This window comes from Nocardia sp. CDC159 (genome assembly GCF_023740735.1).
GTDB classification, from domain to species: domain Bacteria; phylum Actinomycetota; class Actinomycetes; order Mycobacteriales; family Mycobacteriaceae; genus Nocardia; species Nocardia pulmonis.
Genome location: NZ_JAMRXH010000003.1, coordinates 425,588 through 439,179 on the forward strand (window position 1 = coordinate 425,588; position 13,592 = coordinate 439,179).

At 68.3% G+C, this 13,592-nt stretch carries 9 protein-coding genes; 5 read left to right on the forward strand and 4 right to left on the reverse strand.

Annotation, left to right across the window (positions count from 1 at the left end; translation table 11 throughout):
* Positions 1-159: 159 nt before the first annotated feature.
* From NDR87_RS08920 to NDR87_RS08930, 3 genes are all read right to left on the reverse strand, one after another.
* Positions 160-1,821 carry an MDR family MFS transporter gene (locus NDR87_RS08920; protein WP_251910656.1) on the reverse strand — a complete coding sequence of 554 codons (1,662 nt, stop codon included), beginning with the start codon at positions 1,819-1,821 and terminating at the stop codon, positions 160-162.
* A gap of 253 nt (positions 1,822-2,074) precedes the next feature.
* Positions 2,075-5,611, reverse strand: coding sequence for a carboxylic acid reductase (car, locus tag NDR87_RS08925; RefSeq protein WP_251910657.1), 3,537 nt, complete (start codon positions 5,609-5,611; stop codon positions 2,075-2,077).
* Between the two features lie 317 nt (positions 5,612-5,928).
* Positions 5,929-6,366 carry a cupin domain-containing protein gene (locus NDR87_RS08930; RefSeq protein ID WP_251910658.1) on the reverse strand — a complete coding sequence of 146 codons (438 nt, stop codon included), beginning with the start codon at positions 6,364-6,366 and terminating at the stop codon, positions 5,929-5,931.
* 151 nt (positions 6,367-6,517) lie between these two features.
* Here NDR87_RS08930 and NDR87_RS08935 point away from each other — a divergent pair, with 151 nt between their 5' ends.
* Genes NDR87_RS08935 through NDR87_RS08955 form a run of 5 tightly spaced genes read left to right on the forward strand, consistent with a single transcriptional unit; the run spans position 6,518 to position 12,696 of the window.
* Positions 6,518-6,910 carry a RidA family protein gene (locus NDR87_RS08935; protein ID WP_251910659.1) on the forward strand — a complete coding sequence of 131 codons (393 nt, stop codon included), beginning with the start codon at positions 6,518-6,520 and terminating at the stop codon, positions 6,908-6,910.
* 11 nt (positions 6,911-6,921) lie between these two features.
* The gene (locus NDR87_RS08940; protein ID WP_251910660.1) at positions 6,922-8,547 is read left to right on the forward strand and encodes an AMP-binding protein; all 1,626 of its coding nucleotides are present in this window, start codon (positions 6,922-6,924) and stop codon (positions 8,545-8,547) included.
* Entirely contained in the window at positions 8,532-10,910 is a 2,379-nt protein-coding gene (locus NDR87_RS08945; RefSeq protein WP_251910661.1) for a bifunctional salicylyl-CoA 5-hydroxylase/oxidoreductase, read from the forward strand. Before NDR87_RS08940 ends, NDR87_RS08945 begins: the two co-directional genes overlap by 16 nt.
* The gene (locus NDR87_RS08950; RefSeq protein WP_251910662.1) at positions 10,907-11,815 is read left to right on the forward strand and encodes an acyl-CoA thioesterase II; all 909 of its coding nucleotides are present in this window, start codon (positions 10,907-10,909) and stop codon (positions 11,813-11,815) included. Before NDR87_RS08945 ends, NDR87_RS08950 begins: the two co-directional genes overlap by 4 nt.
* Before the next feature lie 23 nt (positions 11,816-11,838).
* The gene (locus tag NDR87_RS08955) at positions 11,839-12,696 is read left to right on the forward strand and encodes a PaaX family transcriptional regulator C-terminal domain-containing protein (RefSeq protein WP_251910663.1); all 858 of its coding nucleotides are present in this window, start codon (positions 11,839-11,841) and stop codon (positions 12,694-12,696) included.
* Here NDR87_RS08955 and NDR87_RS08960 read toward each other — a convergent pair.
* On the reverse strand, positions 12,681-13,559 hold the full coding sequence (locus tag NDR87_RS08960) for a hypothetical protein (RefSeq protein ID WP_251910664.1): 879 nt from the start codon (positions 13,557-13,559) through the stop codon (positions 12,681-12,683). The two genes, NDR87_RS08955 and NDR87_RS08960, sit on opposite strands and share 16 nt — an antisense overlap.
* Between the last annotated feature and the right edge of the window lie 33 nt (positions 13,560-13,592).

Consider the following 13,592-nt stretch of genomic DNA (forward strand, 5'->3'; position numbering starts at 1 on the left):
ACCTGGTATACCAGCCAATTTATAGCAATAACCGGTTAGGTATGACGGGGAGTCACGTAAAAATTGCGTCAATGTCGGAAATCACCGAAAATGGTCTGCGCAGCGGGCAATTGACGCCGCCACGAAACGACAGCGAAACAATTGGCCATCAAAAGGAAATCAATGCGCGGGCGCGCGGGCATGCGCCTGCTCGGCCGGGCCGCGCAGTGGTATCTCCCGCCAACACAGCACCAGCAGCAATGCGACGAACGCCAGGCCGGCGGCGGCGAGGTACACCGTCGACATGGCATCGGTGAATCCCGTTTTCACCGGGGCGGCCAGCGTCGGGTCCAGCTCCTGGATCACCGAACTGTCGTCCAGCACAGTCTCGATCGCCGATCGATCGCGCCGCAGCAGTCCGTGCGCGAAGGCCGCGTCCGCGGGATCCCCACTGTGCAGGGCCGCGACCACCGACTGCCGGTATCCCGGCTGGGCCGAGGCCGCCTCGAGCGAATCGGAGATCTTGCCCGGCAACAATCCGAACAGCAGCGACAGCAGGGCCGCCACCCCCAGCGTGCCGCCGATCTGCCGGAAGAACGAGGAGGCCGCGGTGGCAACGCCCATATCCCGCGGCGCGGCGGCGTTCTGCATCGCCAGGGTGATGGGCTGCAACAGATTTCCCAGCCCGAAGCCGGTGACGACCATGATGAGCATGGTCTGCCACAGCGGCGTGTGCGGGGTGAGCAGGTGGAAACCGAACATGCCGAGTACGACCGCGGCGCAGCCGACGATCGGGAACAGCCGATAACGGCCAGTGCGCATGATCATGCGATTGGACACGACCGACCCGACCATGAGCCCGCCCACCATCGGCAGCAGCTGCAACCCCGCGACCGCGGGGCTCGTGCCCCGGACCACCTGTAAATACTGCGGCACCAGCAGGATTCCGCCGAACAGGGCCGCGCCCACCACCATCGCGATGACGACACCCAGCGCGAAGGTCCGATCGCGGAACAGCCGGATCGGAATCAGCGCCGCGTCACCGGTCGCGATCTCCACCGCGATGAACGCGAGCAGGCCGAGCCCGCTGACGAGATAGCAGATCACCGCCCCGGCGCTGGTCCATCCCCACTCGCGGCCCTGTTCGGCGACCACGAGCAGCGGGGTGACGCCGAGGGCGAATGCCGCGGTGCCCAGCCAGTCGACCGCATTGTCGGTCCGCGGCCGCCGCGGCAGATCGACCACGCGATGGACCACCAGCAGGGTGATCAGCCCGAGCGGCACATTGATCAGGAACACCCAGCGCCACCCCGCGATGCCAGCGATGGCGGGCTGTCCGGCGAGCAGGCCGCCGAGGACGGGACCCGCCACGCTCGCGGCGGCGAGGGTCGCCATGAAGTGCCCCTGATAGCGGGCACGTTCACGCGGGCTGACGATATCGCCCAGAATCGCCGACGCCAGTGACATCAGACCACCCGCGCCCACCCCTTGAATCGCGCGAAAGACCGCCAGCTCCGTGATCGACTGCGCGATCGTGCACAGCAGCGAGCCGAGGGTGAATATGAAAACGGAGGCCAGCAGAAATGGGCGGCGACCGTGGATATCCGAGAGTTTCCCGTACAGCGGCATCGTCAGCGTCGCCGTAATGAGATAGGCGGTGGTAACCCACGCCTGAGACGAGTAACCACCCAGATCGTCGGCGATCGTCCGCACCGAGGTGGCGGTGACGGTCTGATCCAGCGCCGCCATGAGCATGCCCAACATCAGCCCGCTGAGAATCACCATGATCCGCCGATGGGTGAATCCGGTAGGCGCGGTCTCGGTCGCGATATATGAGGACATGGCGCACTCCTCGATCGAGAGGGTGTCACCACGGCATCGCGGCAATCAAGCCCTGGAACTCGAAGCTTGATTTCTCACGATAATCTTCCGTACGGAAGTATCAATGTGGTTTGGATCACGGCCTACGACCCCGCCTCCCCCTCGGTCCCGGCCCCTCATCCCTAGCCGCGCACCCCGGCCCAACCCCTGGCCCCCGACCCCGGCGGGGGCCAGGGCGGGAGCAAGGGCGGGTTCTGTAACCGAATCGCTTGGCCTACAGCAGTTTTCGCAACCGCAGGTCGGCGGCGTACTTCTCGACCAGCGCCCGGTTCAGGTGCGGGATGTCGTGGTCGGCGCCGACCTTGGCCGCCTGCACCGCGGCCTGGAACTTCTTGGCCGGGAGCAGCGAGCCCTGTACCGGCGGCGCGGGCTGCTGGTAGGCGTGCAGCAGCGGCAGGAGCGAGTGCTGACGCTGCCGTTCGGGCAGCGCGCGCAGGGCGGTCTCGAAGCGGGATAGCCATTGCCGGTAGTCGTCGATCCGCTCGATCGGCTCGCCCGCCTCGATCAGCCAGTCGACGAACTCGTCCAGTCCGAAGCCGTCGTCGTGCGGGTTGAGCACGTCGAAGGTCTCGTAGCCCGAGGTCACCTGGGCGCCGAGGACGGTGATCGACTCGGCCGTGAAATCGGCCGGGAGACCGTCGTAATGGGCCCGCTGCCGATTGCCGTCCGCATCGAGCCGATAGAACGATTTGGGCGCGATACCGGTGGCCAGCAGGCTCAGCACCAGCCGGGTGAACATATCCGCCACATTCACCTGACCCGCGAACCGACTGTGCGCCAAGATCATATCCGACCGGAACACCGCCACCGGCAACCCACACAACTCGTGCGCCTCCCGCAACAACACCTCCCCGGCCCACTTGCTGTTGCCATAACCGTTGGCGTAGCTCTCCCCCAGCGAGCGCACGGCGCTGATCTCGCGAATGTCGCCGTCCTCGGTGAACGCCTCCGGCGCGATCTGATCGGCCACCGCCACCGTCGACAGATAGGTGACGGGCTTGATGTGGTGGGTCAGCGCCAGCCGGATGATCTCGGCCGTGCCGACCACATTCGGGCCGAACAGCTGGTTGTAGGGCAGCACGTGATTGACCAGCGCCGCCGGATGCACGATCAGATCGACCGTCTCGGCCAGCCGCCGCCAATCCCCCTCGCTCACCCCGAGATCCGAATCGCCGATATCGCCCGCCAGCACCTCCAGCCTGCCCTCGGCCAGTTCGCGGTAGCGGCGCAGCAGTTGCGCATCGCCGCTGTCGAAGGCATCGTCGAGCCGCTTGCGGGCCGCGGCCGCGTCGCTGCCGCGCACGATGCAGACCAGCCTGCCACCCGAATCGTGCAGGCGCTGTAGCCATTCCAGGCACAGGAATCGGCCGAGATAGCCGTTGGCGCCGGTGAGCAGCACCGTCCGCGGCTGTTGCGACGCGGGGGGCAGCGCGGGCGCCGCGGCGAGGGTGGCGGCATCGATGAACTTGTCCAGGGTCAAATCGGCAGCGCGGATGGTGGTTCCGCCGCCGTGCACCGAGGTGGCCGTCGGGCGCTTGCCGCCCGAATCGCGTTCGGCCTCGATGTAATCCGCGATCCCCCGCAGATCGGTGGCCGCGCTGACGATGACGCCGACCGGCACCTCGACATCGAACAGCTCCCCGAGCAGATTCGAAAAGCTCAGTGCCGACAGCGAATCCCCGCCCAGCTCGGCGAACTGCGCCGTAAGGCTCACCTCGCCCTCGGCCAGGCCCAGCACGGCGCGGGCGGCGCGGCCGACGACCTGGGGCACCGGCAGATCGCGGGCCTCCCGGCGCAGCGCGCTCAGCTCGTCGGCCTGCTCGGAAGCCAACTGGGCGTACAGCTGCTCGAGCTGTTCGCCGTAGCGGGCCTTGAGCTTGGGGCGCAACAGCTTTCCGATACCCGACAGCAGGCCGTTGTCGATGCTGAACGGCTCGGTCTCGAGCAGGAATTCGCGCGGGATCTCCCACGAGTTCAGCTCGGCCTCCCGGGCGACCCGCTGCAGCGATTCGGCGATCGCGGCGCGCAACTCGGCCACGTCCGGATGGGCCGCGGCGGCGTCGATGGTCGGCACGATCACCGCGAGCAGATAGGCCCGTTCGCTGGAGCCGTAGACGTAGATCTGGCGGACCAGCGGGCTGGCGGTGTAGAGCGCCTCGAGCTTGGACACGGCCACGAACTCGCCCTGCGACAGCTTCAGCACATTGTTGCGCCGATCCACGTACACCAGCTGGTCGGGGCCGATCTGGGCCATCACGTCGCCGGTGCGGTAGAAGCCGTCCGCGTCGAAGATCTGCTCGTTCAGCTCGGGTCGCTTGTAGTAGCCCGGGATCAGGGTCTGGGCCTTGACCAGCAGTTCGCCGCGCGGATACGGCTGATCGGTGGCGAAGTAGCCCAGTTCGGGGACGTCGACCAGCTTGTAGTCCAGCACCGGCGGGCGCTGGATCACGGTGTCGACCAGGATGCCGCCGCCGGTCTCGGTGGCGCCGTAGCCGTCGATGAGGTGCAGGTCCAGCACCGACTCCATGAACGCGCGCATCTCCGCCGACAGCGGCGCGCTGCCGGACAGGGCCGCGATGATGCGACCGCCCAGGAAGCGGTCGCGCACTTCGGTCTTGACCTGCTCCTCGACGGCCGCGCGGTCCACCTCCGCGGTGAGCCGGTGGTCGACCTCGCTCTGGAAGCGCTGGAACACCATGTCGCACACGCGCGGAACGAAGAACTGCACCGTGGGCCGCACCAACGCGATGTCGTCGAACAGGGTCGACATATCACTGCGCGCGGCGAAGTACACCGTGCCGCCGCGGGCGAGCGCGTTGATCAGGCTGACCCGACCGGCCACATGGCTCATCGGCATGTAGGCCAGTCCGATCGTGGGCAGCGGAACGCGACCGTCGACGCTGAAGCCGGTGTCGTCGCGGCGGCCGTCGGTGGCTCGCCAGAAGCGGGCGACCATCGAGGCGGGATACATCGCGCCCTTGGGGGTTCCGGTGCTGCCGGAGGTGTAGATCAGCAGCGCCAGCGGATCGCCCTGTTCGTCGGCATGCGGCGGAACGGGCGGCAGATCGCGTCCCCGCGCCAGCGTCGCCCCCAGCGTCTCCACCCGCACCGGGGTGTCGGCGAGGCGGCGGCGGGCGGTGTCGAGCGCGGTGCGGTGGTCGTCGTCCTGGTCGAGGTAATCGAAGACGATCAGGGTGCGCACCGAATCGGCGGCCAGTGCCAATTCGGTTGCGGCATCGAGCTGTTCGACATTGGTGGCGAACACCCGGGGCTCGGTCTCGGCCACGATCGGGGTCAGCTGCGCCAGCGACGCCCCGGCCTGCAGCGGCACCGAGACCGTACCCAGATAGGTGCAGGCCAGGTCGACGGTGACGTAGTCGATGCTCGCGAAGCCGAGGATGGCGACGAAATCACCGGCGCCGACCGGGCTTTCGGCATCGTGCCGCCAGGCCGCGGCCAGCGCGCCGACCCGGTCCCACAGTTCGCGATAGGTGACGGTGTCGAACCGGGGCAGCAGGCTCCGACGGCGGCGGCCCGTCTCCTCGGTGACGAATTCCACGGCGCGCTGCCCCAGCGCGGGCCGATCGGCATACGCGGCCATGATCGTCGCCACCACCTGCGCGGTACTCAGCTCCGGCGCCTGGACGGCGTCGCCTACCGACAACAGCGGCTGGGCGTCGCGAACCTGCTCGTCGTGAGCGATCAGATCGGACACCCGCCGATCCAGTTCCGCCAGCCATCCCTGGTTCATCCCGACCTCCTGCTCCGACCTGCAATCGGACTTCTCGCGTGGTTGAGCTCACAGGACCCGTAGTACTTCCACCTGCGATAATTAACTTACTTACGTTAACTATCACCAGGGTTCTCCCCGCTCAACACGCTGTCAAGAGGTCTCGCCCGGCCGCCCGCCATACCACGAGCTCAGCCGGATTGTGGAATTTCTCACTGTGTGATATATGGGCTATTTGCCCGTTTTGTGGCGGTGAGCACGCCGCCGAAACTCGGGCTGCCGTCCCTCCCTATTGATACCGCCCTGCGGAGGATCTCAGGGCGATAGACCCCTTCCCCTCAGGCGCGGCGGTACCCCACCAGGATCGCGTCGTCCACGTCGGGCAGATTCACCACGATGTTGTCCGGAGTGCGGCAGGTGAGCCAGATCAGTTCCTCGGCGGTGCTCATGTTCACTTCGATATGGGGGATGTAGGGCGGGACGAAGACGAAATCGCCCTCGGTCATGTCGACGTATTCCTGGTAGTTGTCGCCGAAGTAGATGCGGGCGGTGCCGGTGAGGAGGTAGCCGCCGGTTTCGGCCTCGCCGTGGTGGTGCGGGAGGGAGCGGTAGCCGGGTTCGTTGCTGACCTTGCCGAACCAGATTCGGGTGGCGGAGGTGTGCTGCGGGCTGACGCCGGAAACGCGGACCGCGCCGCCGGATTGGGCGGTGTCGGCGTATTCGTGGCCCGCGCGGGTGACGACGGGGACGGCGCGAGTGTTGGTTTCGCTGGTCATCGGATTTTCCCTTCCGTGATTCGGTTGCGTGGCAAGCCGATTCCCTCGATCACGGTGTGCACGATGCCGTCGGGGTCGATATCGCGCACCGTTGACGGTAGTTATGGTAACGCCATAATGTGGTGTAGGCCACTCTGGGAAAAGAGGTCCCATGCCTGTCACCCGCATCAATCCCGACGCCCTGACGAAACCGTCCGGCTTCGCCCACGCGACCCGCTGGCGCGACATCGTCCACCTGGCCGGTCAGACGGCACTCACTCCCGAGGGCAAGATCGTCGAAGGCGGCATCGTCGCGCAGTTCCGCCAGGCGCTGTCGAATGTGCTGACCGCCCTCGCGGTCGCCGGTGGCCGCCCCGAGAATCTGCTCAGCGCCACGATCTACCTGCTCGACATCGCCGACTATCAGGCCAATGGCAAGGAGATCGGCCGCATTTGGCGCGAGCTGGCCGGAACGGAATACCCGGCCATGGCGGGCATCGGCGTCACCGCGCTGTGGCAGCCCGAGGCCCTGATCGAAATCCAGGCCGTGGCCGCGCTCGACTAGGAACACCGGCGATGCTGTCCCCCTCCGCACACACCGACACCTTCTGCCGCGATCACCTGCCGCCCGAAACCCAGTGGCCGGAACTGATTTTCGAGCTGCCCGAGCTGCGCTACCCGGACCGCCTCAACTGCGCGACCGCACTGCTGGACGCCGCGGTGGCCAGCCACGGCCGCGCCCGCCCCTGTCTGCACACCCCGGACGAATCCTGGTCCTACGGTGAGCTTCTCGATCGCGCGAACCAGATCGCCCACGTGCTCACCGACGATCTCGGCCTGGTTCCCGGCAACCGCGTCCTGCTGCGCGCACCCAATACACCCTGGCTGGTGGCCTGCTGGTTCGCCGTGATCAAGGCCGGGGGCGTGGTGGTCACGACCATGCCCCTGCTACGCGCGAGCGAACTCACCACGCTGATCGAGCTGACCCGCCCGCGACTGGCCCTGTGCGATCACCGACTCACCGAGGACCCGGCCGCGGCCGACCCCACACTGCCGATCGTGCCGGTCGGCGGTCCGACCGAGGCGGATCTGACCCGCCGCATCGCGACCCATCCGACCCGATTCGACGATGTGGCGACCGCCGCCGACGATGTCGTCCTGCTGGCCCCGACCTCCGGCACGACCGGAGTTCCGAAGGCCACCATGCACTTCCACCGCGACGTGCTGGCCAATGCCGACACCTTCGCCGCGCACATCCTGGCGCCGCGCGCCGACGACGTCTTCATCGGCACCCCGCCGCTGGCCTTCACCTTCGGCCTGGGCGGACTCGTCGTCTTCCCGCTGCGCGTGGGCGCGTCGACGGTCCTGCTCGAGCGCCCCGATCCGGACACCCTGCTCGACGCGATCGAAAACTTCTCCGCCACGGTACTTTTCACCGCACCCACCGCCTACCGCGCGCTGCTCAAACGCGACCAGCCCACCCGGCTGCGCTCGCTGCGGCGCTGCGTCTCCGCCGGTGAGCACCTGCCCGCGCCGGTCTACCACCGCTTCCTCGAGCAGACCGGCCTGAAGATCATCAATGGCATCGGCGGCACCGAACTGCTGCACATCTTCATCTCCGCCGCCGACGACGACATCCGCCCCGGGGCCACCGGCCGCGCCGTGCCCGGCTACCGCGCGCAGATCCAGGACGAATCCGGCCGCCCCGTCCCCGACGGCACCCCCGGCTTCCTGGCGGTCAAGGGCCCCACCGGATGTCGCTATCTGGCCGACCCGCGCCAGCGCGACTACGTCCGCGACGGCTGGAACATCACCGGCGACACCTATCTGCGCGACGCCGACGGCTACTTCTGGTACCAGGCCCGCAGCGACGACATGATCGTCTCCGCCGGTTACAACATCGCCGCCCCCGAGGTAGAGGCCGTCCTCGAACAGCATCCGGACGTGGTGGAATGCGCGGTGATCGGCATCCCCGACCCCGAGCGCGGCATGATCGTGCACGCCGCGGTCGTGGTCGGACCGGGGGTGCCCCGCGACGCCGATCAGGCCCGGCGGCTGCAGGAGTACGTGAAAGGCGTTGCCGCGCCGTACAAGTACCCGCGCAGCATCGAATTCCTCGATGAGCTGCCCCGCAATCCGAGCGGCAAACTGCAGCGCTACAAGCTGCGCGAGCGCTGGAGGACCGCATGCGAATCGCGGTGATCGGCGGCGGGCCCGCGGGCCTGTACTTCGCCGCCCTGGCCCAACAGCTCGATCCGAGCCACGAGATCACCATCTGGGAGCGCAACGCCCCCGACGACACCTTCGGATTCGGCGTGGTGTTCTCCGACGAGACCCTCGGCGGCATCGAGCACGCCGACGAGTGGATCCACCGGCGGATGAGCGAGCGGTTCGCGCGCTGGAGCGATATCGACATCCACTACCGCGGGACCGTACGCACCTGCGGCGGACAGGGTTTCGCGGCGATGAGCCGCAAGGACCTGCTGCACATCCTGCAGCGGCGCTGCCTGGACTCCGGCGTCACCATCCGATTCGGCACGCCCGCACCGGATGTCGCGGAACTGGCGGCCTCGCACGATCTGGTGCTGGCCGCCGACGGCGTCAATTCGGCCGTGCGCGCCCGCTACGCCGAGGTGTTCGGCCCGAACCTGGATCGGCGGCACAACAAGTACATCTGGCTGGGCACCGATCGGGTCTTCGAAGCCTTCGAATTCTTCATCGGGCACACCCCGCACGGGATCATGCAGGTGCACGCCTATCCCTACAGCGCCGATCGCAGCACCTTCATCGTGGAGATGCACGAATCGGTCTGGCGCGCGGCGGGTTTTCCGACCTTCGCCGATCGCGACTTCGCGCCCGGCGAGAACGACGAGAAGTCCCTCGCCATGCTGGCGGAGCTGTTCGCCGACGAGCTGGCCGGACACGCCCTGCTGGGCAACAACTCCCGCTGGATCGATTTCACCACCGTCCGCAACCGCACCTGGCGGCACGGCAATATCGTCCTGATCGGCGACGCCGCCCACACCGCGCACTTCTCCATCGGCTCGGGCACCAAACTGGCGATGGAGGACGCGCTGGCGCTGGCGGCCTGCCTGCACGAGAACGACGGTGTCGCGGCGGGTCTGCGAGCCTACGAAACCGAGCGGCGGCCGGTGGTCGAATCGGTGCAGCGCGCCGCGCAGGCGAGCCTGGAGTGGTTCGAGTCGATCGGGCACTACGCCCAGCAGGAGCCCGAACAGTTCGCCTTCAACCTGCTCACCCGCAGCCGCCGGATCACCTACGACAATCTGCGGCTGCGCGATGCGGCCTTCGTCGGTGCGATCGACGGCTGGTACCTGTCGCGCCAGCATGCCGCGTCCGCCCGCCCGCCGATGTTCTATCCGCTGCGGCTCAGGGGCATCGAGCTGCCCAACCGGGTGCTGGTCTCGCCGATGGACATGTACTCCGCGATCGACGGGATGCCCACCGATTTCCATCTGGTACACCTGGGCGGCAAGGCACTCGGCGGCGCCGGCCTGGTCATGACCGAGATGGTGTGCGTCTCGCCCGAGGGCCGCATCTCCCCCGGCTGCGCCGGACTCTACACCGGCGAGCAGGAGCGGGCCTGGGCGCGGGTGGTGGACTTCGTGCACCGGCACAGCCGATCGAAAATCGGTGTGCAGCTGGGTCATTCGGGCCGCAAGGGTTCGACCAAGGTGATGTGGGAGGGGATCGACGACCCGCTCGAGACCGGTGGCTGGCAGACCGTCGGCCCATCCGCGCTACCCTACGGTCCCGGCAATCCCCCACCCCGCGAGCTCACCCCGGCCGAGATGGACCAGATCACCGCGCAATTCGTCGCGGCCGCCGAGGGGGGCGCGCGGGCCGGGTTCGATCTGCTCGAACTGCACTGCGCGCACGGCTATCTGCTCTCGTCGTTCCTGTCGCCGCTGGCCAACCGGCGCACCGACGAATTCGGCGGATCACCGACCAACCGGCTGCGCTACCCGCTGCGGGTCTTCGACGCCGTGCGCGCGGTGTGGCCCGCGGATCGCCCACTGTCGGTGCGCATCTCGGCCACCGACTGGGCCGAGGGCGGCAACACCATCGACGATGCCGTCGCGATCGCGCGGGCCTTCGCCGAGCACGGCGTCGACGTGCTGCACGTCTCCTCCGGACAGGTCGTGAAGCACGAGCGGCCCGCCTTCGGCCGCAGCTATCAGACGCCGTTCGCCGACCGGATCCGGCAGGAGGTGGGGGTGCCGTTGGGTGTGGCGGTGGTGGCGGTGGGCGCGATCTCCTCCTACGACGACGTCAATTCGGTGCTGCTGGCCGGGCGCGCCGATCTGGTGGCCATCGGCCGCGCCCACCTGTGGGATCCGCAGTGGACCCTGCACGCCGCGGTCGAACAGGGTTATCAGGGTGAGGCGGCGCAATGGCCCGCCCCCTTCCGCGCCGGAAATCGCAAGCCGCCCACCGGGCGCACCGACGGTCCCCCGCCGCGACTGGAACTGGTGCGCTCCGGCGAACCGGCGCGGCGTTCCCGCTGGATCCCGAATTCGACTCCGCCCGAAGGGAAGTCATGACCACGACCGATACGCGGGCAACCTCGACCGTCTTCACCGCGGCCGTCACCCTGACCGCCGCCGAACCGGAGCGCTTCGACCTGGCCTTCGACGCGGTCACCCAGCCGTGCCCGTGGCCCAAGGCCTACGGCGGTGATCTGGTCGCCGCGGCGGCGTCCGCGGCGATGCGCTCGATCACCGACGGCAAGACCCTGCATTCGATGCACAGCTACTTCCTGCGCCCGGCCGATATCGGCGCGACCGTGCGCTACGAGGTGGAACTGCTGCGCGACGGCCGCGGCTACAGCACCCGGCAGGTGCGCGGTTATCAGGGCGGCAAAGCGATCTATGTCTGCCTGGCCAACTTCGCCGCGGGCGAGGCCGGCGACGGCTACCGCGCCGAACTCACCGCATCGGTGCCCGAACCCGAGACGCTGCCCGATTCGGCGACCTATCTCGCCGACCGCAGCGGCGGCACGATGACCGAGGAGTCGAAACGCTACTGGTCGGCGGGCCGCAGCTTCGATATGCGGCATGTGCCCGGACCGGTCTACCTGACGGTCGAGGGCGAGCGGGTGCCGCAGCAGGCGGTGTGGGTCAGGCCGTTCGATGCGCTGCGGCCCGTCGCCGGGCTCACCGATGCCCAGCGCGATCAGGCCGCGCTCGCCTACGTCTGCGACTACACCATCCTCGAACCGCTGCTGCGGGTGCTCGATCTGCCCTGGGCGCGACCGGGGCTGGTGACCGCGAGCCTGGACCACGCCATGTGGTTCCACCGGCCCGCCCCCGTGGCGGACTGGCTGCTCTACCTGCAGGAGGCGGTGGCGATCGACGCGGGCCGCGGACTGGGGTCGGGCCGATTCTTCACCCGCTCGGGGCTGCATGTGGCAACGGTCCTGCAGGAGGGCATGATTCGGGCGGGCTGACCGCTCCCTCGTATGGTGCTCCTATGACGGCGGATCCCAAGGCGACATCCGAGCCGCCCGGCCGCGACGCCCGGCTGGCCCAGCTGATCATCACCCTCTTCGGCCTGTGCGCGCGGGCCGAGGGCAACTGGCTGTCCACCGCGTCGGTGGTGGCGCTCATGGCCGATCTGGGCGTGGACCACCAGGCCGTGCGCTCGTCCATCTCCCGACTCAAGCGCCGCGGGGTGCTGGTGAGTGCGCGGCGGGCCACCACGGCCGGTTACTCCCTGGCCGAGTCCACGTTGGCCGTGCTCGCCGAGGGCGATGTGCGAATCTTCGAGCGCAGCAGGGCATCCGAATCCGACGGCTGGCTGCTGGTGGTCTTCTCGGTCCCCGAGTCCGAACGCGACAAGCGCCACGCCCTGCGGTCGAGCCTCACCCGCCTCGGCTTCGGCACCGCCGCCCCCGGCGTCTGGATCGCCCCGGCCACCCTGACCACCGAGACCCGCCGCACCCTGGAACGCCAGGAGCTGTCCGGCTATGTCGATCTGTTCGTGAGTCACCACGTCGGCTTCGACGATCTGCGGACCAAGATCCCACGGTGGTGGAACCTGGACGAACTCACCCAGCTCTACGCCGACTTCCTGCACCGCTACCGCCCGATCCTGCACCGCACGACCACCGCGCGCCCCACTCCCCTCGACGCCTTCGGCATCTACGTCCCCATGCTCACCGAATGGCGTCGCCTGCCCTACCGCGATCCGGGCCTACCCCTGTCGCTGCTGCCGCCGGCGTGGAACGGCGAGGCCGCGGGCACCCTGTTCGACCAACTCGACGCGATCCTCAACCCCCTGGCCCACAAGCACGCGCTGGCGGTGATCCACGGTCAGCGCCGCAGGTGACCCCAACTGGGGTTCTGGGCAACCTGATTCGGCGCGGTCAGCCGATGCGCGCCGCTGCCGTCGATGTTCATCACCCAGATCTCGGCCCCCGAGGCGGGTGCCGGGTTGCGGGTATAGAGAATCTTCGAACCGTCGGGCGATAGCGCGGGGCCCACCGTCCAATCATCGGTCAGGGGGCGCACATCGGAGCCGTCGGCGCGCATCACATAGAGTTCGGAGCGGTTCTTCCCGCCGCGATTGCTCGCGAATACGATGCGGGTTCCGTCCCGGGTGAACACCGGACTCGAGTTCCAGTGCCCATCCGCGAGCAGCTGCCGCGCCCCGGATCCGTCGGATGCCATTTCCCAGATGCCCCCGTACCTGGTGAATACGATCCGTGCGCCGTCGGGCGAATACGCGGGTTCCTGCGAGGACACCGTGTCGGGCCCCGACGCGGCCGGATCGGGAGGGAGGGTGAGCTGCTTCGGCTGCCCGCCGGAGACGTCCATGACGTAGATCGCACCGCTGCGGGTGAAGGCGATCCGGGTGCCGTCGGGCGCGAACGTCGGATCGAACCCGCCCTCGCCGAGTTCGACGACATCGACCCCGTCGGGATCCATGACGGCAATCGAGCGCCCGCCCACCACGATCCTCGAACCGTCCGGGGCGAAGCTCGGATCACTGCCCGCGCCGATCCGGGCGACCCCGGTGCCGTCGGGATTCATGACGAAGATCGATTCCCACCCGTTGTCGAAGGCGATCTTCTCCACCGCAGTCGGCTCGGTCGGCGGTCGCACCGCGGGCGAACCGCAGCCCGCGATCAGCCCCCAGACGGCGATACCGGCGACCGCGATCCTCGCGGCCGCCACCAGGACGATTCGCACCACTGCTCTATACCTGTCGACGGTGCCGGCGTC